Origin of the sequence: Brevibacillus panacihumi W25 (genome assembly GCF_000503775.1) — a bacterium.
Taxonomy (GTDB): Bacteria; Bacillota; Bacilli; order Brevibacillales; family Brevibacillaceae; genus Brevibacillus; species Brevibacillus panacihumi_A.
The window spans coordinates 18,142-37,472 of sequence record NZ_KI629782.1 but is presented as its reverse complement, the minus strand read 5'-3'; the positions used below and the strand labels follow the sequence as shown (position 1 = coordinate 37,472).

General features: G+C 51.1%; 10 protein-coding genes. 8 read left to right on the top strand and 2 right to left on the bottom strand.

Features of this window, described 5'->3' with window-relative positions; all coding sequences use genetic code 11:
* Positions 1-34 precede the first annotated feature (34 nt).
* The 8 genes from T458_RS29810 to T458_RS29775 all read left to right on the top strand — a co-directional run bounded on the left by T458_RS29810 (position 35) and on the right by T458_RS29775 (position 16,949).
* A complete protein-coding gene (locus T458_RS29810; RefSeq protein ID WP_023554130.1) occupies positions 35-1,132 on the top strand; it encodes an aminoglycoside phosphotransferase family protein in 1,098 nt (365 codons plus the stop codon).
* Complete coding sequence (locus T458_RS29805) at positions 1,122-7,676, top strand: non-ribosomal peptide synthetase (RefSeq protein WP_023554129.1); 6,555 nt, start codon at positions 1,122-1,124, stop codon at positions 7,674-7,676. Before T458_RS29810 ends, T458_RS29805 begins: the two co-directional genes overlap by 11 nt.
* Positions 7,677-7,696: 20 nt before the next feature.
* Positions 7,697-7,960: an acyl carrier protein gene (locus T458_RS29800; protein ID WP_023554128.1), complete on the top strand. Its 264-nt coding sequence runs from the start codon at positions 7,697-7,699 to the stop codon at positions 7,958-7,960.
* 20 nt (positions 7,961-7,980) lie between these two features.
* Positions 7,981-9,261: an ABC transporter substrate-binding protein gene (locus T458_RS29795; protein ID WP_023554127.1), complete on the top strand. Its 1,281-nt coding sequence runs from the start codon at positions 7,981-7,983 to the stop codon at positions 9,259-9,261.
* An 18-nt stretch (positions 9,262-9,279) separates the two neighbouring features.
* The gene (locus T458_RS29790; protein WP_023554126.1) at positions 9,280-15,123 is read left to right on the top strand and encodes a non-ribosomal peptide synthetase; all 5,844 of its coding nucleotides are present in this window, start codon (positions 9,280-9,282) and stop codon (positions 15,121-15,123) included.
* 100 nt (positions 15,124-15,223) lie between these two features.
* Positions 15,224-15,349 (top strand): hypothetical protein, encoded by a 126-nt coding sequence (locus tag T458_RS57735; RefSeq protein WP_290367260.1) that lies wholly within the window; start codon positions 15,224-15,226, stop codon positions 15,347-15,349.
* A 14-nt stretch (positions 15,350-15,363) separates the two neighbouring features.
* Entirely contained in the window at positions 15,364-16,227 is an 864-nt protein-coding gene (locus T458_RS29780; protein WP_023554124.1) for a 3-hydroxyacyl-CoA dehydrogenase family protein, read from the top strand.
* A 2-nt stretch (positions 16,228-16,229) separates the two neighbouring features.
* The gene (locus T458_RS29775; protein WP_023554123.1) at positions 16,230-16,949 is read left to right on the top strand and encodes a thioesterase II family protein; all 720 of its coding nucleotides are present in this window, start codon (positions 16,230-16,232) and stop codon (positions 16,947-16,949) included.
* A 242-nt stretch (positions 16,950-17,191) separates the two neighbouring features.
* On the opposite strand, the gene T458_RS29770 is transcribed toward T458_RS29775, so the two are convergent.
* Positions 17,192-18,652, bottom strand: coding sequence for a vWA domain-containing protein (locus T458_RS29770; RefSeq protein WP_023554122.1), 1,461 nt, complete (start codon positions 18,650-18,652; stop codon positions 17,192-17,194).
* Positions 18,653-18,829: 177 nt separating this feature from the next.
* Complete coding sequence (locus T458_RS29765) at positions 18,830-19,171, bottom strand: hypothetical protein (protein ID WP_035316088.1); 342 nt, start codon at positions 19,169-19,171, stop codon at positions 18,830-18,832.
* Positions 19,172-19,331 lie beyond the last annotated feature (160 nt).

Sequence of the window (19,331 nt, the reverse complement as noted above, 5' to 3'; positions counted from 1 at the left end):
TCAGGTTCTGAAGGGAGGCTAGAGGAGGAAATACATGCTTAAACTCATGTCTTATGCTGAATCTGCAACGCCAGCCTGGCTAACCGAAGTGCTCACTCGCGAACAGAAAATCACGGAAGGACAGGTGGCGAGCATCAAAAAGAAGGCGGTGTACAAGACGCCAGTTACGTTCATTACAAATTTGCAGATCACCTATTCTGACGATGCCCGCGGGGAATTGCCCAAAACTTTGATTTTCAAAATCAAAAAACGGAATCAGGAGCTACAGACAGGAGAAAAGGAACTGCTGTTCTACCGCCATCTCTCACCAATGCTGCATCAGACACAGAAGATTCGCTGCTACGACGCATATATGGATGTCGAAAAAGGGATCTCACATTTGCTTCTGGAAGACTTGTCCCTTACTCATAGCCATCCAGAGCTACCGATCCATCCCCCGATCAAGCATTGCATCGAGGCTGTGCGAATTCTAGCTTCTTTTCATGCAGAATGCTGGAATCGCTCCGAGCTGCTGCAAAAGGTAGAGAGAATGGCGGGAAACCGGACGCAGCGTCTGTTTTTGACAAAGCAGTATGAGCAACTGGAACAGCAGGTACATGCCTTTTTCGCTGCTCTGGGGGACCGGCTGCTGCCGGAGCGCAAAGCCTATCTTCAGGAGGCGTTGAGCGCAGGGCCATACCTTTTCGCCCCGAGATGGGAGAAAGGACCAGTGACCATGGTTCACGGCGATGCCCATTTTTGGAATTTTCTTTATCCTCGTGAGGAGGAGGAGGGAATACGTCCTGCGTTGATTGACTGGGAGTATTTCGATGTGGGGATCGGGGCGATGGAGCTGGCGTATACAATCGGCTTGTGGTGGTTCCCCACTCAGCGCCGCTACTATGAAAAATCCCTGCTGCAAGTTTACCATGAAACGCTACTCGAGCATGGTGTGAATGATTATTCTTTTGCGCAATGTGAAGATGATTACCGGCTCGGACTGACTGCAAACTTGTTCATGCCAGCCTGGCATTGGTCTAACGGCGAACGGGCCGAGCTGTGGTGGCATCATTTGGAAAGGTGTACAGCAGCCTATGAGGATTGGAATTGCCGCGAATGGCTCGAAAGAGAGGGAATTGTGAGTGGAACGTAAAGAACACCTTCAACAGCGTCGCGAGGCACTATCCCCGGCAAAACAAACTTTGTTGAACCGGCTTTTAAAAGGGAAAGCAGTAGAGCAAAGTGAAACGCAACGAATCTCCCAGGGAAGCTTCGAGGGGAACATTCCCCTCTCCTTTGGACAAAAACGCTTATGGTTTATGCAGCGTCTGGTCCCTGACAGTCCCTTTTACAATGAACCGATCGGCATACAGATCACCGGCGAGCTCGACCGCGACGCCCTCGACAACAGCATTCAGGAATTGATTGGGCGTCATGAGGCTTTTCGCACAATGTTCCCGCTGGTCGACGGGGAGCCGGTTCAGAAGATTTTGCCCTACACTCCGTTTTCCCTGCCCATTCTCCTGGCAGCAGGCAATACCCCGGAAGAACGGGAGAGTGATGCACGCAACCTGTGCCAAAAGCTCGCCGCGAAGCCTTTTGAATTGACGGAAGAGGTGCCTTTGCGTGCCTGGCTGATCCAGGTGGAGCCGCATACGCATCTGCTGCTTTTTTCCTTTCACCACATCATCATTGACGGCTGGTCGATGAGCCTGTTGTTTCAGGAACTATCCCATTCGTACGCTGCATTGACGACTGATAAGCCGATTCCTGGTCTGGAGCTTCACTTCCAATACAAAGATTATGTTATGTGGCAAAAGGAACAGCTTAAAGGGGAAGTGCTGGAACAACAGTTGGCATACTGGAAAGAGCAGCTCCGCGACTGCCCTCCGCTCAACTTGCCTACGGACCATCCCCGTCGTGCAGAGCAGTCGTATCAAGGGGAGACGTGCTCGCTGACATTGCCTGCGGAGCTGGTCAGAGCTCTGCATGACGTAGCGAGGGAGCACGACCTCACCCTATATATGGTCCTGCTTAGCGCCTTTGCGGTCCTGTTGCATCGATACACTGGCGATGAAGATATTGCGATCGGCACGCCGATTGCCGGCCGTACTCGGCCAGAGTGGGAGCAGCTAATGGGCTTCTTCGCCAATACACTGGTGATTCGAGCAGATCTAAGTGACAAGCCCGATTTTCGAGAATTGTTCCACCGGATGAAAAAAGTCATGCTGGAGGCGTGGCAGAATCAGGATGTTCCCTTAGAAAAATTGATTGAGGAGTTGAATGTGCAACGAGACCGAAGCAGAAGCCCTCTGTTCCAGGTGATGTTTGCCATGCAAAACTCTCCAACACCGGACGTTCAGTTGGAAAATCTTCAGCTCTCTACTTTTACCGTAGACAAGAAAACGGCAAAATTCGACCTGTGGCTCAGCTTGACTGAAACCGAGGACGGTGTAACCGGAGTGTTGGAATACGCAAGCGATCTGTTCGAGCGGCAGACGATTGTGCGGATGATCCAACACTATGTACGAATCCTTGAGCAAATGGCTGCCCAGCCGCAAACGAGCTTGGGGGATTTCCCGCTGCTGAGTGTACAGGAAGAGGAACTGATACTCAAAGATTGGAATGATACGAACGTTCTGTTTGAAGAAGACGGATGGGTTCATCAACTTATCGAGAGGCAAGCGGCTTTGTTTCCTTCACGAATTGCTCTTTATTTTGGTGAGAACGCGCTGACTTACGAAGAGGTAAACCAGCGCTCCAACCAACTAGCACATTACCTGCAAGCACAAGGGGTAGGGCCGGATGTACTGGTGGGTATCTGTATGCATCGTTCTGTCGAAATGGTGGTCAGTCTGCTCGCCGTTCTCAAAGCGGGCGGAGCATACGTCCCGATCGATCCCTCCTATCCTCGTGAACGCATTGCGTACGTATTGTCAGATGCCCAGACTCCCTTGCTGTTGACCCAGGAAGAGCTTACACAGGAGCTGCTGTCCTGCGATTGGAGAAATACGAAACTAGTTATCGTCGATGGCGCAATCACAGAATGGGCTACAGAATCTTGCCAAAACCTGAATGACCACGCAACAGGGGAACAACTCGCCTACGTCATCTATACCTCGGGCTCCACTGGTATGCCCAAAGGAGTCATGAACACACAACAAGGTCTGCGAAATCGGCTCCTATGGATGCAACGCGAGTATGCTCTGCGCGCTGACGATGTAGTCATACAAAAAACCCCGTACAGCTTTGATGTTTCCGTCTGGGAATTCTTTTGGCCCTTGCTGGCTGGGGTAAGTTTGGTCATCGCACAACCTGACGGGCACAAGGACCCGGCATATTTGATTCGATTGATTCAGGACAGGCAGGTAACGACGATACACTTTGTTCCCTCTATGCTGCAACTGTTTCTCGAAGCGGAAGGAGTCGAATCGTGCTCTAGTCTGCGCAGAGTTTTCTGCAGCGGAGAAGCGCTTCCTCCTGAGCTGAAGGAGCGTTTTTTCACGAAGCTTAGGCAGACCGAGCTGTATAATCTGTATGGTCCAACTGAGGCAGCCATTGATGTGACAGCCCAAGCATGCCGGCCAGGTCCAGAGAAAGGCAGCGTCCCAATCGGTCGGCCGATTGCGAATACCCGTATCTACATCGTGGATCGCTATCTGCATCCGTTGCCTATCGGGGTTCCGGGCGAGATTTGTATTGGCGGAGTTCAGGTGGCGCGCGGGTACTGGAATCTCCCGGAACGAACGGCAGACGTATTCTTGCCAGATCCTTTTTCCGATCAGGTGGATGCAAGACTGTATCGAACCGGGGATCGAGGCCGCTGGCTTCCGGATGGCAGCATCGAATACCTGGGACGATACGACTTTCAAGTGAAATTGAGAGGACAGCGAATCGAGTTGGGCGAAATCGAGCATACCCTGACCCAGCTGGAAACGGTGCGGGAAGCCGTAGTTGTCCTGAAAAAAGTAAGGCAAATTGAGCAGTTGATTGCCTACATCGTTCCGTTTGATGGACAGGAAATTGATCGGGTAGCTGTCCTAAGACACCTGCACGATCGGTTACCCACCTATATGGTACCGGCACACATCATGGTGCTTCAGGACCTGCCGCTTTCACCCAATGGAAAAGTCAACCGCAATCAACTTCCCGAGCCAGACGAGGATGTGAGAGATACTCCTTATGAATCGCCACGCAATCAACTGGAGAAAAGCTTGACCCGCATCTGGCAGGAGGTCCTTCAGGTTGATTCGATTGGCATTCACGACAATTACTACCAGCTTGGAGGAGACTCGATCCAAAGCATACGCATACAGGCGTATGCGCAAAAAGAAGGGCTGTTCTTTTCCTTGCAGCAGATGCTCCAGTCACAGACCATTGCGGGTTTGGCTGAAAAAATGGCCGAAGGGACAAAGGATGCCGATCAAACCGAACGGGTGACCAAGACATCCGCTTTTGAACGAATTCCTTCCGAGCTGCGCAACCGTTTCCCGCATAATGCGGTAGACGCTTATCCGTTAGCCAGCCTGCAAGCCGGCATGCTTTTCCACAGCGTCTGGAATAAGCACGATGCCACGTTTCATGATGTTTTCCAATTCCGCCTGCACTATGATTTTGATCAAACTTTGCTGGAGAGAGCGCTGCATCTGCTCCAGGACCGACATCCGGTGCTTCGGACTTCCTTTGATTTCGTCCGCTTCGAACAGCCGTTGCAAGTGGTTTACAGTAGTGTACCCGCAACGATCGAGGTGGCTGATTTACGCGGGCTCTCACAAGCTGACCAGCAAAATCGGCTGGAGGAGTGGAGCCAAAAAGAAAAGAAAAAGGGGTTCGACTGGGAGCAGGCACCGTTGTTTCGGGTGACGGTCCATTTGCTGGGAGAGCGGGATTTTGTCCTTGCCCTTTGCTTTCATCACGCGATTATGGATGGATGGAGTGTCGCGAGTCTCCTCACAGAGTGGTTTCATACTTATTCCAGTCTGCTACAGGGAAGAGTGGTGAACGAGACACAGCTTCAGTCCGTTTACCGGGATTTCGTCGCGACCGAACAAAAAGCGAAGGAATCTGCAGATGCACGAGCCTACTGGGACCGTCTATTAAACGAGATATCCGTGACCTTGCTGCCTGGAGTAAATCCCGTCGAAAGCCGGGAGGGAAGCACGCAAGTCATCGGGCAAAAGCTGCCCAAAAAGCTGGCGGCCAGATTGATCCGTTTAGGCAAAAAACATGGATATCCTCTGCGAACACTCTTGCTGGCAGCCCACTTGCGAGTCCTCTCACATCTGAGCGGACAAACGGACGTCCTGACTGGTGTTTTGACCAACGGGCGTCTGGCAGAAGAAGATGGGGACCGGGTCCTTGGCGTGTTTTTGAATACCCTTCCATTCCGAAAAAATCTGGATGGTGGCACCTGGACAGAGCTTTGGCAAGCTATTGCGGATCGGGAACACGAGATGCACCCTTACCGAAGATTCCCGGCAGCAGAAATACGCCGTCTCCATGGCGGGGCTCCTTTATATTCTACCCTGTTCAATTTCAACCATTTTCACATCTACCGAAATTGGAAGGATGACGATCGACTGCAGATCGTCCATGCTGAGACCTTTGAACAAACGGATATACCCGTTTTTGTGCAATTCACGCAGGATGCATTTGACGCGGAAGAGATTGAGATGAAGATTATGTTCGACGACGTGCGATGTGATCCGTCTGCCATGGAACGGCTGGAAGAAGCGTTACTGCGAGTCCTCCAGTCGATGGCAGAGAACCCGCATGCCGACTATCGGATGAGCGATTTTCTGTCAGAGGAGGAGAGGAACCGCATCCTGATAGAGTGGAATGACACTGCCCGCGTCTGGCCGGACAAGCAGTCCATTCACCAGCTCTGGGAGGAGCAGGCAGCCCGGATGCCGGAAGCAATCGCGCTGACAGAAAGCGGGAGTCACTTTACATTCGATCTGGTGAACAAACGTTCAAATCAGCTGGCACACCTTCTCCGTAAGCAGGGAGTGGGGCCGGGTAGCTTCGTTGGCGTGTATATGAGTCGATCTGCTGACACGGTTATCGCACTGATCGCCATTCTAAAGGCGGGGGGTGCCTATGTCCCGCTCGATCCCGCCTACCCACAAGAGCGGATCTCCTATATGCTCGACGATGCGAAAATAGAGTTGCTGATCACGACCAACCAATGGGCACAGACCCTCTCACATCGGGAGGTTCGTCTCTTGCGGATCGATGGGGATGCAACGTCCATTCAAGCCATGCCGCAAGAAAATCCGCTCCACGCAACCACATCCGAGCAGGCAGCCCATCTGCTCTACACCTCTGGCTCAACTGGACAGCCCAAAGGGGTAGTGGGGACGCATGGCAATACCCTCAATCGTTGTTTTTGGATGTGGGAAACATATCCGTTTGCTGCAGGAGAGATATGCTGCCATAAGACTTCACTTAATTTCGTGGATTCAATCTGGGAAATTTTCGGGCCGCTTCTGCAAGGTGTTACTCTCGCCATAGTGGACGATGAAACGGTCAAGGACCCGTCTGCTCTGCTGGCTGATCTGCGAAAAAATCGAGTAAGTCGCATCGTATTGGTACCATCCCTGTTGCGCGTCATTCTCGACGAGCTCGAACGCACCGGAAGCACCTGGGAAACCCTGCGTATTTGTACGACAAGCGGGGAAGCATTGACCACGTCACTTGCGGAACAGTTTGCCCGCATTCAGCCTCACTCGGTATTGCTGAATTTGTACGGCTCCTCCGAGGTATCCGCTGATGTGACATTCTACGAGTTGCCGCGTACAGGCAGCGGCCAGCCGGTGTTGATTGGCAAACCGATCGCCAATACTCGGATATATATCCTGGACTCTCGACGTATGCCTGTTCCGGTCGGGGTTCCAGGGGAAATCCATGTTGGTGGTGCGATGGTGACAAAAGGGTATATCAATAAACCGGAGCTAACTGCTGAGCGCTTCATCCCCGATCCGTTCCTCGGAGAAGAAGGTGCACTGCTTTTCCGCACTGGAGACCTGGGTTGTTACCAGCATGATGGCGCAATCCTGTATTTGGGCCGTGCTGACCATCAAATCAAGCTACGCGGGTACCGCATCGAACCTGGAGAAATCGAAGCGGCCATACTAGCACATCCTGACGTTCTGGAAACTGTGGTGCTCCCGGACCAAACAGAAGAAGACCGCTTGCAGCTCGTAGCCTATGTCGTGCCGGCACATTCGCTCGACGTGAAGGATCTGCGCCTTCATCTTCACACTCATCTCCCATCGTATATGGTCCCGGGGCAATATGTCTTCCTAGATCGTCTGCCGCTGACCCCCAACGGAAAGCTCGATCGCAAAAGGCTGCCGCCTCCAGATCGGGAGCAATCGGATCAGGAGACTGATTTTGTGGCACCGCGGACCGAACTCGAGTCAGAACTGTTGACAATCTGGCAGTCTGTTCTTGGAAGGCAGTCAATCGGAATCCAGGACGACTTTTTCCGCATCGGAGGGGATTCACTCATCGCGACCAGCCTGGTCTCCCGAATTCGCTCGATATGGGACGTGGAGATTGCCCTGCGTGATTTTTTTGCTCAGCCCACGATTGAAGGAGTGGCTTCCCTCCTGGAGATCGCGTTACTAGAAGGAACTGACCCTGCCTGGTTTGAAGAGCTGATCGCAGCGACAGAGCCTTCGAAAAATAGCTAATGAAAAGGGAGGTAACTTGAATGGAGTATCGTGATATCGAAAGCAAGATCAGAGAGCTGTTGGCTGGAATTTTGGAATTGGAGCTTCCTGTCGAAGAGATTGACTCCTCGCAAAACTTGTTCAGTCTCGGTATGGATTCCATGGATTGTATCAAGGTGATCGTCGCAGTTGAGGAGAGCTTCGAGATTCATTTTCCTGACGAGGATTTGGTCGAAAATTTTGAAAGCATCCGAAGTCTCGTCCACTATATTGCCGAAAGAAGAAATGAAACCGTTCCGGGCTGATAAGGAAAGGAGCTGTATCGATGAAAATCACGACGATCGCTGCGATTTCTGCGTTATGTCTATTGACCGGTACCTACCAGACTAGCGGATGGCAAAATCAGGGTGCTTCGTTGAATCAGCCAGTCGAAATCACGTTTCAACACGTTCATAAAGGTCCGTACGGGACGGCTGTCGACACCTTGATTGACGCGTTCCATCAGCAGCATCCCCATATCCGGGTGACAGCAGTAGCGACTGAGAGCGGCGATTATGAGGGAATCCTGAGAGATTTGTCTACGGGAAGTCAATTTCCCCATGTCGTTCAAGCCGGGTACAGCTATACCCAGGAGATGATCGACAACATGCCGATCGTTCCTGTGGAAGCCTTTATAGAGGAAGAAAACATGGATACCTCCGATTTTTTCCCGGAACTGCTCTCTTTAGGCACTGACAAGTCGGATACCCTCTACAGTTTGCCGTTTGTAGCAAGCACTCCTGTTCTCTATTACAATCAAGACTTGCTGAAGGCTGCTAGCATCGACCCCGCTAAGCTTAAAACCTTTGACGATGTAAGGCAAGCAGCCAAAGCGATGACCAAGGGAGAACAGTACGGGATTTACTACAGCTTTACCATGTCTGGGAACTGGATCGTCCAGGCCATGATCGAATCGTTTGGAGGTCGAATGCTTGACGATCAAAAGGAGATCGCATTTGTCAGCCCGGAAGGTGAAAAAGCAGTACAGCATCTAGTCGATTTAATCCAGGTGGACCAGTCTATGCCTCCGGTAAATGAGAGTGTCGCTTACCAGCAGTTTTTGGATGGGAAACTGGCGATGTTCGTCAATACGAGCGCCACGCTTGCTGCTCTGCAAAGGGAGGCAGAGTTCCATGTTGGAACCGTTGCATTCCCTTCCGACAGCATTCATCCGAGGAAGATCCCCGTAGGTGGCAATGGACTGTTCATTATGAAATCCACACCTGAGAAGGAAAAAGCCGCTTGGGAATTTATCAAGTTCGTCACTTCTCCAGAAGGAAATGCCGCATTTGCCAAGGATACCGGGTATATGACGGTGCGTCAAAGCGCGGTGGAACGGGAGGATCTGCTCGGTCAGCTGTTACGCGAGAAGCCAGAGTACCGAACACCGTATTTGCATGCGACGGAATTTACCCGGTGGGTTTCCATTCCGACATCGGAATCTTCAGCCTATTACATTATGCAGAACAATATCATTCAAGCGCTCAGCTATAAAAAGACGGCGCTGCAAGCGTTGGAAGAGTCTGCCGAGCAAATCAGGGCACTTCGCCCGATCAAAAACCGGTAGAGACGGGAGGGCGCCAATATGAATCCACTGCAATACGAGAAATTCAAGAATTTATCGCCGCAGCAACAGGCGATCATCATGAAGAAAATCCGGGAAACACAACAGAATCAGCGCACGAAAAATCGACTTTCGCCCATTGTGCGGGCAGACAGGAACAAGCCGATTCCCTTGTCTTCCCCACAGAAACGGCTGTTTTTTCTCGAACATCTCGAGAAGAGTAATGCAGTCTATCATATCATCTTGTCTATCCGAATCTCGGGCAGACTGGACCATTCTGCCTTGGAGCAGGGGCTGCAAACCGTCGTAAATCGTCACGAAATCTTGCGGACTGTGTTTCTGCTCGGAGAAAGTCAGCCTGTTCAGCACATTATTCCCCATCTAGCTATCACTCTGGAGACCACAGATTTCTCTCATTTCCCAAAGAAAGAAGCTGAAGAGAGAGCGCGTGTCTGTGCAGCAGAGAAGGGAAGAGCCATTTTCGACATTGAGAAGGGGCCTCTTTACCAGACTCGGTTGTACAAGCTGACCGATACCGAGCACATCCTGGTCCTCGTCCTGCATCATCTCATTGCAGATGGCTGGTCCCGCGGCGTGCTGCTCAAAGAACTGTCAGAGTTGTATCGCGCTTATGCCGCGGCATCTGCTCCCCAGCTTCCTGCGCTTTCGCTCCAGTACGCCGATTATGCCGTCTGGCAGGAAGAATACGCTTCTGGCGAGCAAATAGAAAAGGACCTTGCCTACTGGAGGAGGCAATTATCTGGTCCGCTTCCAATCCTGGACTTGCCTGCCGACTATCCTCGTCCCAAAAAAGCTGGTCTTGCCGGCGCAAAGCAGCCCTTCCTGATTCCGGCACCTCTTGTCAAGAAAATCAAGGAGGTCAGCGAACGACAGGGAGCTACGCTTTTCATGACATTGCTGGCCGCTTTTCAGACATTGCTGTTCCGATACACCGGACAAAATGATTTGATGGTTGGGACGCCAGTCGCGGGTCGCACTGATCCGGAGCTGGAGCCATTGATTGGTTGCTTTATCAATACCCTGGTCATTCGTACCAGACCGGAGAAACATATGAGATTCGATACCTTGCTTCAGCAAGTGAAAGAGACTACCTTGCAGGCATATAGCCATCAGGGCCTGCCGTTTGAAAAGCTGATCGACAACCTCCAGATTGAGCGTGATCTTTCTCGGTCCCCCTTATTTCAAGTCATGTTTGTTCTGCAGAATGCACCGATACCGAAAGTGGAGCTTGGTGATCTGACCCTTCATCCGTTTGAGGTGGACAATCAGACGGCGAAATTCGACTGGACGCTGGAGCTCATCGAGGATGGGGATCAGATTCAGGGACATCTGGAATACAACACGGAGCTTTTCGCCAAAGACACGATCCAAAGGGCTACCACCCACTATCTGCGCATTTTGTCCAGCATAGCGGAGGACGATCAACAAACGCTATCCTCTCTGGATATGTTGACCGAGGAAGAAAAGCGGCAGATCCTGATTGAATGGAACCAGACCAATGTACCATACCCGCTGGAGAAAACGCTGGCGACATGGCTGGAAGAGCAGGCAGACCGAACTCCTGATCACCCCGCGGTTCTCTTCGGGGGACGCATGATGACCTATCAGGAGCTTAACCGCAGGGCCAATCAATTGGCTGCCCATCTGGTCAGATTAGGGGTAGAACCCGATACGCTGGTAGGAATCTCGGTAAAACGCTCGCTGGAGATGATGATCGGGGTGATCGGGATACTGAAGGCAGGGGGAGCGTTCGTGCCGATTGATCCCGACTATCCTCAGGAACGTATCGACTATATGCTGCAGGATTCCGCGGTCGAGGTGCTGTTGACTCAATCGACCGTGCACCTTCCTGAGACCTCACTACCTCGGGAAGTACTTTTTCTGGATACCTGGCTGGAACAGGCAGGTGAAGATATAGCTGACGTATCCAATCCTGAACCGAGAAGCACTGCCGAGCACCTGGCATATGTCATCTACACATCAGGAACGACCGGACTGCCAAAAGGCGTCATGAATACCCATCGAGGCATCGTCAATCGGCTGCTCTGGATGCAGGACGAGTATCCCCTCACTGAAGACGACCGGGTGCTGCAAAAAACACCTCTCAGCTTTGACGTGTCAGTCTGGGAGCTGTTTTGGCCGCTGATGACAGGCGCTGCACTCGTGATTGCCAAGCCCGATGGACACAAAGACAGCCGTTATCTTGTTGATCTGATTAATCGGGAAGGCATCACGACACTTCATTTTGTCCCGTCGATGCTGCAAGCATTTTTAGAGGAAGACGGGCTGGCTGCTTGCACAAGTCTCAAACGGGTGATCTGCAGTGGAGAAGCGCTCCCTCTCGAATTGCAAAAGAGATTTCAGCAGCGGCTCACCGCTCAGCTCTACAACCTATATGGGCCCACGGAAGCTGCGATCGACGTGACTGCCTGGGATTGCCAGGAAACTCGAAGCCGGGCATCCGTGCCAATCGGACGCCCCATTGCCAACACCCGGCTGTACATTCTCGATGCAATCATGCAGCCAGTCCCGATCGGAGTTGCTGGCGAGTTGTATATTGGCGGAATTGGGGTAGCTCGAGGCTATCTTCATAAACGCGAATTAACGGAAGAACGATTTCTTCCCGATCCATTCTCATCCATCCCGAGCGATCGCCTATACAAAACAGGAGACCTATGCCGGTATGGCCCGGATGGCGTTATCGAATATTTGGGACGGCTGGACAACCAGGTCAAATTGCGCGGCTTTCGGATCGAGCTCGAGGAAATTGAAGCGGTATTGTCCCGATTTGAGGGGGTCCGAGAATCCGTTGTCCTGTTGCATGATCTGGCAGGGGATAAAAAACTGGTTGCCTATCTGACTGTCCAAAAAGGGGAGACGATCGACAAAAGCCAGTTGAGACAGTATGCACAGTCATATCTGCCTGAATATATGATTCCTGCAGCTTTTGCCATAGTCGAACAGCTTCCTTTATTGCCAAATGGCAAGTTGGATCGATCAAAGCTGCCCTCTATCCAAGCGCTTTTCGCAGAGGCGAAAAAGGGATATACCGCCCCGCGCACAGAAGAGGAGTGTACCTTGGTTGGAATATGGCAGGACGTTCTGCGGATCGAGCAGATCGGGATTCATGACAACTTTTTTGAGCTTGGAGGCGATTCGATCCTTAGCATCCAGGTGGTTTCCCGTGCCAACAGAGCAGGACTTCATGTATCTACCAAACTCATGTTCGAGCATCAGACGATCGCTGCCCTATGTCAAGCCATGCCTGCGTTCCGGAAGGGAGGGGCAGAACAGGGGATGGTTCAGGGTGAAGTCCCACTCACTCCGATCCAGCACTGGTTCTTTGAACACGATCTGTCCTATCATCATGCCAATCAGGCGCTGATGTTGCAGGTAGAACCGGCAGTAACCCCAGATATACTTCAGACCGCTGTCTACCATCTCGTTGCGCATCATGATGCCTTACGCTTGCGCTTTGTGCTGGAAAGCACTGGCTGGAGACAGGCTCAAGGCGAGCTGGCGAGCTCCTATCGCTTTGAAGTCGTTCCCTGCCGATCCCAGTGTCAGGAAGCCTTGCGAGCCGAGCGTTACCGGACAGCAGAGAAGCTGCAGGCAGGTCTCCATCTGAGTGACGGACCGCTAGTTCGATTTGCCTACTTCACGGCGCTCGAAGAAAAGCCGTATCTTCTAATTGTGATTCATCACCTCCTCGTAGACGGTGTATCCTGGCGTATATTGCTCGAGGATTTGCAGACGATCTGTGAACAACTCATGCGTGGAGAAGCCATTTCTTTGCCTGCCAAAACAACCTCTTACCAAGCTTGGGCAAACCACTTGGCAGCGTATGCTCAAACGATCACCATGAATGGGCAGCACGACTTCTGGCGTGAGCACGAAAGAACAACGATTCCGTACGACTTCGAACAAGACTACAGCATCAACACCCACTCTCTGGCGGAGACAGTCACGATCTCTTTTACTCCAGAGGAGACCAAACAAATTGTCGAAGAGCTGCCCTTTGCGACAAAAACAAAGGTAAACGACATCCTGCTGACTGCCTTGCTGCAAACCATGACCCGGTGGATGGGAACGGACTCCGTGTATGTAGACCTCGAAGGTCATGGTCGGCATGAGCTGTCTGATGAGATGGATCTTTCGCGCACGGTAGGCTGGTTCACCGCCATTTTTCCAGTGTGCTTGCAGTTGCCTGGTAACAGCGCTCCGGGAGAAGCACTTCGTTCTGTTAAAGAACAGCTTCGTCAGCTTCCGAACCATGGTCTGGATTATGGAATACGTCGCTATCTCGGATCTGCCGACGTTCCCCGAGTTCATCACAAGCTGCCGAAAGTAGAAATTTGCTTTAATTATATGGGCAAATTTGATCCTCCTCGAAGGACTGACAATCTCTTTGCCTTCACGGATGAATCAACCGGTCCGCTTCATGCGCCGGAATCCAAACGGCCCTATGTCCTGGAAATCAACGGGATCATCGTGCATGAACGGCTGCAGATGATGTTTACGTACTGCAGTCGCTTGCATCGGGAATCGACGATACGCAAATTGGCTGAATCCTTTCGAAACAACTTGCAGGTGCTCGTTTCCTCCGCTCAAAATAAGGAACTCTGCGGATGGACGCCATCTGACTTCCCCTTGGCGGGACTGACACAAAAGCAGCTCGATGATATTCATGCTACTGCGCAGCAAGAGATCGAAGACGTGTATCCCTTGTCATCCTCACAAATGATGATGATCTCACACCACTTGTTTTCAACCAAATCGAATAACCATACCCAATCCTTCCGCTGTGTTCTAGAGGGAGAACTGGATGTGGAGCTGTTTTTGCAGGCGTGGCAACGGACTACCGACAAACACCCACTCTTGCGGAGTACGTTTCGGTGGAGAGGGGTAAAGGAACCTATACAGATCGTCCATCGCCGAACACCCGTGGTCATCGATCAACAGGATTGGCGCTCGTATGCGGCTGAATGCCAGGAAGAGAGCCTGGTTGCTTTTCTTGCAGAAACGGAGAATAAAGGATTCGATTTTACTTCCCTTCCTTTGATGCGACTCACCTTAATCCGCTTGGCGGACGAGAAATGGCACTTTGTCTGGACGTACCCGACTTCTCTATTCGATGGCTGGAGCTGGTCACTGGTCCTGAAGGAGGTGTTTTCTGTATACACCTCCCTGCGAACCGGTCAGGGAGCAATGGATTCCATGGTCATTCCATATAAACCTTACATTCAATGGCAGCGCACTCTGGATCAGAACACATCGGAAGCTTTTTGGAAAGAGGAGCTCGGCGGTTACCGCAGCAGAACAGTTCCGTTTGGCATCAAGGACAGCGGAGCGGTTTTGAACGCCGATTACCACCAAGCCGAGCGAAGGGCATTTCTGGATGAGATACAGTTCGCACATCTTGTTCTGCTTTGTCGCCAGCACGGCCTGACATTACCAGCTGTGCTGCAAGGCATATGGGCGGTCATTCTGGGAGAGCACGACCAAAGCGAGGACGTCTTGATTGGAATGCTTTCGTCGGGCAGACAGATTTCGCTTGATCGCATCGAATCCATGGTCGGCGTATTCGTCCAAACCCTTCCGGTACGAATCCGACTAGCTAAGGAACAGCCTCTCCTCGACTGGTTTAAAGAGATTCACGCCAAGCAAGCAGATTTCTCCTTGCATGGATTCATGTCCCCACAACAAGTCGCCAAGTGGAGCGGAGTACCGAAAAGCGTCGTCCAACAAGCCATCTATGAACGAACCATTGTGTATGTACATCAGCCAGAGGAACTGGCTGAGTTGCCGCCTGAAGTAGGCTTGAAGCATTCGGGATACACATAACAGAGTCCATTTCAATGTTCCATTGCGCGTCTACGGGATTCCAAGCGAACGACTAGAACTCTCGATCAAATACAACGAGCTGTACGTCGACAGGGCCACTGTGAATTGGATCGCAGACAGCTTTATCATGCTCTTGCGGTCGTTGCCGGACAATATGGTCGGGACGCTTGGGGCATTGACGGACGCATGGCAAACGCAAACACCAGCGATGCAGGAAAAAACATAGAAAGGATGAACAACATGAGTCATACCATTGGTGTCGTAGGAGCGGGGACGATGGGCAGGGGGATTGTGGCCGATCTTGTATTGCACGGCATCCATGCAGTTCTTGTCGATCTTGAAGAGGAAGTATTGGATGAGGCGAGGAAGGAGATTCAACAAATCATTCGCTTCTCCCGCATGCTGAAAAAAAATCTCCCCCCAATCCAACAACAGCCCATACTTGATTCGATCAGGTTTACGACCTGTCTCGAGGATGTAAGGGACTGTGAATTTATTATTGAAAACGTCACGGAAAACTGGGCAGTGAAGCAGGCCGTTTATCATCAGCTTGATCAAATCTGCCCGCCAAACGTTTGCTTTGCCGTCAATACGTCATGTATTCCCATTACGAAAGTGGCAGCCGCGACCAAACGACCGGATCAAGTGATCGGCATTCACTTCATGAATCCGGTATTTTTGAAACCAACTGTGGAAGCCATACGCGGTTATTACACTTCGGAAGAAACCATTGCAGAGGCCAGACGCTTTCTGGCCCTGCTTGGCAAAGAGGCAATTCTGGTGGAGGACTACCCCGGCTTTGTTTCCAACCGAATCTCTCATCTGTTCATGAATGAAGCTGTCTTTGTCGTCATGGATCAGATTGCTCGTCCCGAGGAGGTCGACCGCATTTTTCGAGAATGCTTCGGACATCCAATGGGACCGTTAGAAACAGCGGATCTGATTGGATTGGATACGGTCCTTGATTCTCTCGGAGTTCTGTACGACAGCTATCAGGATCCGAAGTATCGCGCGGCACCCTTGCTGCGAAAAATGGTGGACGCGGGATTGCTCGGGCGCAAAACGGGGAAAGGCTTCTATTCCTATGCAGGGGAGGAAAGGTGACCATGAAAATGTTTTGTTTGCCGTATGCTGGTGCATCGGCGAATGTCTATTCCCCCTGGAGCAAGCATCTGTCTCCAGAAATCGAAGTTATTCCCGTTGAGCTGGCAGGCAGAGGAAGGCGATTTCTCGAACCCCTTTATCCAACCTTGGATCACGCCGTGGAGGATTTGCTGCCTTTCATGCAAGAACAGCTAGCCGATGGAGAGCCGTATGTGCTGTTTGGACACAGCATGGGTGCCTTGCTGGCATACGAATTGACCATCCGAATCGAAGAAGTAGCGCTGCCAAAACCAATATGCTCCATCTTCTCTGGAAAAAATGCACCTGGCACTGCCATGGACAAGCTTCGTCATCAGCTGTCTGACGATGATCTTCTTTCGGAGCTGATGCTCCTTGGGGGAACACCAGAAGAGCTCGCCCGTGATCGAGAAATGAGACAGCTCTTTTTACCTGTGATCCGAAACGACTTCCGGTTGGTAGAAGAATACAGGCACAAAATAAAAAGAAACAAGGTGACGTGTCCGATCGCTATTTTGACAGGCTTGCATGACTCACTGACGACTTCTGCGTACATCCGGGAATGGACCCATGTCTCCGGTCATTCTTGCAAGTTTTATTCCTTTCCCGGAGGTCATTTTTTCATCCATGAGCAGACAGCAGAAGTGCTCGGTGTCATACAAGAAATTGTCCTGTCGTCCCTGTACCCGTACCACGCGAGATGAAACGATCATCCTGCTAGTTGTCTCATGGAAGTCGAAGAGAGGGGGAGGGTTCACACCGAACCCTTTCCTTCTTGGCAAAATGGCATAGATTTACAATGCTACTCATTTATCACGAAAGCTGGTAAGATAAACATTCATGCAGACCCGGTTTTGAAGATAGGAAGCGAAAAGGCCTGATGAAATCTCTTAAAGAGAGCATCAGGCCTTTTTTGGTATGGAATACTACATGCCGATCGAATTTTTTAAAAATCGGTTCGAATCGGCTTGATTCGCAGTGGTTTGACACGTATTTTCGGTACACGAAGGCTCGGGATCCGTAGGGCGATTTTTCCGGATTTAGAGTCAAGGAGCTGTCCATTTTCCATCCAGCGATGCTCCACTTCCTGAGAAGCATCGATCCATTCCGTATCCATCCTGTTCCCGAGATCCTCCCAGCGGTTATCCGCATACGTGCTCAAATCCAGCCATCGGTCATCGATCCAGGTGAGAAGCTTTGACTTTTGCTTCTTTTCCAGCAAGTCCTTTTCCCGCATATAGGCGACGGCTGCTTGCAACCGGTCATATTCGGCTGATACCTTGTTCAGCATCTGTTTTCGGGTATCGATAAGTTCTTGTTCCTCGGTCTCGTACTGAGTCCACACGTCATCGATAGCCTTTTGCATCCAATTGCTGTTCTCCTTGTACAATTCCTCCAGATATTTTTGAAATACCTGTTCCAACGCTTTTTTATCCTTCACGGTGGTGTAGGTACCGCCGCCCGCTTCGGCCACAGCCTTGAGCTGACGCTGCGCTTCATCATCGACATCAAAGCCGATCACATTGACCACAGCCTGCAAATCGAACTCATGAAGTGATTTAGCTACTTCCACCGGGTTGCCACCGCAAGTTTCAATGCCATCCGTCACCAGATAGATAATCGTCTCGGCCCCTTCACTGTGAACGTTTTTCAGATCATCCCGCGCAGCTTCAAGAGCAGTGGCAATACCAGTCCAGCCTTTGGGGCCAAAGCTTTGCAGCGAGTTTTGGAATCTAGCGGCATCATAGCCTCCGAGCGGGTATACCAGCTCGGTTTGCGCACACGAGAGGGCTTTATCTTTATCCGCTCCTGAGCCTTTGTGCCCAAAAACGCGGAGCCCCACATTTGATTGCTGGGAGCTGCTAGCCAAAAAGTCTTGAATGGATTTCTTCGCGAGCTCCATCTTGACCCCGCCGTTTACCTTTCCCGCCATGCTCCCGCTTGCGTCCAGCAAGACCTCGATATTCATCTTTCTTTCCGTCGGCGGCGCAGAAGCCGGATCTGCAGGATCGATAGACAGAAGAGCCTGTCTGTAATTGATTTGCTCCAGTCGGTCGAACGTACCTTTTTCCTGTTGATAATTCTCGCCAATCAGCTGCAAAAGTCTGGCGTAGATCTCCTCGTCGGCCATACCTTTCGACATCTTGTCCAGTTCAGCTTTTACCCTCGATTCATCATAATTGCTCCCTGCAAAAAGCCCTGCCGGTTCTTCGTAGGAAAGAATCTCTTCCAAGGCAATAGGAGGTTTGGGCAATGCAGGTGCAGGGCTTTCTGCTGATGCAGATGTCGAAGAGGGTGAGGGGATAGCGGTTGCTTCGGTCTGAGTTGCTTGCGGAACTGCTTCGCTGCAGCCTGAAGCAGACAAAAGAAGTGCGGCGGCCAAAAATAGAATGGGTAGCTTTCGCATTACCATTTCTCTCCTCCATTGGATGAACTCATTTTTACTTAACTATAACAACAGTCCGAATGGAAGGATATAGGAGAAAAAGCGTTATTTTAAAAACGCATCAAAGTCATTGACTCGATGCGTTTTTTCACCCTTATGGCAGCGAATTTCTTCTATTGGATTCGATGGTATAGCCGATTACTGATGGAAAACAGAGAATCCAGTGTTTTGTTGATTCGGTTGAGCAAAGCCGGTAACAGTACGGGAAGCGCTGCTTGCCATCTGATTGCAGAGGTTCGAAATCTGCTGCAATTGCTGCAAGGCTGTCTGGTGACCCTGGAGGGCGGTTTGGATCATTTGGGCAGCTTGACGTTCGCGTTGAGCCAACTGCTCCAGCTGCTCCGCATTTCGTTGTTCTTGCTGCAGCAGCTGTTGATATTTCATCGATGCTTGTTGGGTTTGTTGTGCTAGTTGCTGGATGAGCTGTTCGCACTGTGCAAGTTGAGTGGAAAGAGATTGCGAATTCGAAAACAGATTCATATTCATAGGATCCTCCTGTTTAAACATGATTAGACTGTGTTAGCTTGTTCTTCTTTCCATCCCGTTATTCTGTAGATTTGGGAACAAGCAGCCTGCTATACCGAATCGAGTGGGAAGCAATTACTACTTGACGATAAAGTTATACAACATCGTTCTGACT

Bases quoted from the DNA above. Each gene is read 5' to 3' on its own strand.
- T458_RS29810 (WP_023554130.1), top strand. From the start codon at position 35: ATGCTTAAACTCATGTCTTATGCTGAATCTGCAACGCCAGCCTGGCTA.
- T458_RS29800 (WP_023554128.1), top strand. From the start codon at position 7,697: ATGGAGTATCGTGATATCGAAAGCAAGATCAGAGAGCTGTTGGCTGGA.
- T458_RS29795 (WP_023554127.1), top strand. From the start codon at position 7,981: ATGAAAATCACGACGATCGCTGCGATTTCTGCGTTATGTCTATTGACC.
- T458_RS29790 (WP_023554126.1), top strand. From the start codon at position 9,280: ATGAATCCACTGCAATACGAGAAATTCAAGAATTTATCGCCGCAGCAA.
- T458_RS29780 (WP_023554124.1), top strand. From the start codon at position 15,364: ATGAGTCATACCATTGGTGTCGTAGGAGCGGGGACGATGGGCAGGGGG.
- T458_RS29775 (WP_023554123.1), top strand. From the start codon at position 16,230: ATGAAAATGTTTTGTTTGCCGTATGCTGGTGCATCGGCGAATGTCTAT.
- T458_RS29770 (WP_023554122.1), bottom strand. From the start codon at position 18,652: ATGCGAAAGCTACCCATTCTATTTTTGGCCGCCGCACTTCTTTTGTCT.
- T458_RS29765 (WP_035316088.1), bottom strand. From the start codon at position 19,171: ATGAATCTGTTTTCGAATTCGCAATCTCTTTCCACTCAACTTGCACAG.